The following is a 1,925-nucleotide window of genomic DNA, read 5'->3' as shown; positions in this document are numbered from 1 at the left end:
GTTTTTTTCGCGTAAAACAAAAAGAAAAGGTTAAGATATTGGCCCGCTGAAAACCAATACCAGTGGGTATAGAATTGTCTATACACCTTCGCGTCTCACTCCTTTTCATTATAGTGCATGTAAATTTCGCGTATATTATTTTTCTTCTTTTGTAGTTAATGGATACCACGTATTCCATACAGCTCCATCTATTATATATGCCATACAACCACATGGACATCTAATCGCTTTTATATCGTCCGACACTTTACCATCTTCGTAAGCTTTTACGAATTTTAATATATCACCACAAACACATTCTTCCATAACTATAAAAGAGGGCTCAATTAAGAACCCCCAACCTCCTCTATATTGTTGTTAACGGTTTTATAGCACCATAAGTTGAATTGTTAGCTATAAGTTGTTGTTTTTTATTAAAATGTTCAATAGCCGTATCAACATTGGTTATTAGATCCATAACTTCATTGAATAGCGTAACTACACCTAAACTATGTTCTTTATCTTCCATGAATACTTCACATTTATCCGTTTCTTCAATACTGGATACTATATATATTCTTCCATAATCAGTTGTTATTATAGAATCAGTACCTTTAACTTCTATTTTTTTTATTATTGACATATCAATGTCCTCCTCATTTTTTATTATTGACACTTACTATGGCCACAATGTAAACATATAGTACAACCACCAGAGTTCGTTAATAATGACCCACACTCTGGACAATACATTTTTGTAGGTATGTGTTTTAATATTTGATCCGCAGTACTATCCGTTTTAGGCGAATACGAAACATCATCGGCAGTTATAACACCTACTGTTATCTTATGTCCTCTCACTTCAGCGCGTTTATCTTTTCCATCACCATGATACATTTCATATTCTTCTTGTATAGTTCTAGCTATAATATCACCACAACTCATACCATCTATATTCTTTGTTTTAGCGCCTTTAACCTTAGTGCAAGCTGAACACTTAACGCCTTTAGTTGCATCTATTATGCTATTTATATCCATTCCACATCTCATACAAGCAGATGCATATCTACCAAGAGATTCAGTGTTTGCCGAACATCCTCCAGATTTACCAGAGTCTATAAATACCTCAACTAAGTTATCATTCTCATCTCTATTAATTGTTATGTATAATTTACCACATGCCATATCTTTAACGTATGTAGTACCACTTAATCTATTACCTAATTGTTTTCTAGTTATAGGAACAACACTATTTAATTTTACTGGAGTCTCTGCTATAACTTCTTCAACTTTAGGTTCTTCTTTTTCTGGAGTTGAAGTTAATATACCTGATCTATCACAATTCTCTCTAAATATAGTTAAACCTTTTAAACCATGCTCCCATGCATCTCTATATAATTTTATTACATCTTCCACCGTCGAACTCTCTGGTAAATTTACAGTAGAACTTATAGATGCATCTATGTGATCTTGCCATATTGATTGCATTAATACTCTATCTATAGGTCTTATCGTTTTTGCTGTTTTGAAATATGTTGGTAAAGAACCGATATGTTGTATATCATTAGCTTCCATATATTCTTTAACTATAGGGGTATATACAGTATAGAATACGTCACCTTCTTCATGTAATGATTCAGTCTTTCTAACATAATGTGTGTCGAATATTGGTTCTATTCCACCAGATATACCAAGCATAGTTGATAGAGTACCTGTTGGAGCTATAGTTAATAATTGTGAATTTCTTAATCCATATTTTTTAACTGATTCTTTCACTTCATCGTTTGTATTAGATGATAAGAATTTATTTTTAACTAATGATTCTTTTTTATATTTTGGATATGCTCCGAATTCTTTAGCCAATTTAGATGAAGTATGTATTGCTTCATTTACCATAGAGAATCCTATATCATCGCATAAACGTATAGAGTCTATACTACCATAGG

At 32.3% G+C, this 1,925-nt stretch carries 2 protein-coding genes and 1 pseudogene; all 3 read right to left on the bottom strand.

Annotated features, from left to right (window positions below; genetic code table 11):
- Positions 1 to 135 precede the first annotated feature (135 nt).
- On the bottom strand, positions 136 to 306 hold the full coding sequence (locus VLM92_RS01780; RefSeq protein WP_325274639.1) for a hypothetical protein: 171 nt from the start codon (positions 304 to 306) through the stop codon (positions 136 to 138).
- A 40-nt stretch (positions 307 to 346) separates the two neighbouring features.
- Complete coding sequence (locus VLM92_RS01775; protein WP_325274638.1) at positions 347 to 622, bottom strand: hypothetical protein; 276 nt, start codon at positions 620 to 622, stop codon at positions 347 to 349.
- A 23-nt stretch (positions 623 to 645) separates the two neighbouring features.
- Positions 646 to 1,925, bottom strand: a pseudogene (locus VLM92_RS01770) (hypothetical protein); the annotation flags it as partial.

Source organism: Romboutsia sp., assembly GCF_035470145.1.
In the GTDB taxonomy this organism is placed as follows: domain Bacteria; phylum Bacillota; class Clostridia; order Peptostreptococcales; family Peptostreptococcaceae; genus Romboutsia_D.
The sequence above is the reverse complement of the archived record's forward strand: the minus strand, read 5'-3'. Positions and strand labels throughout refer to the sequence as shown.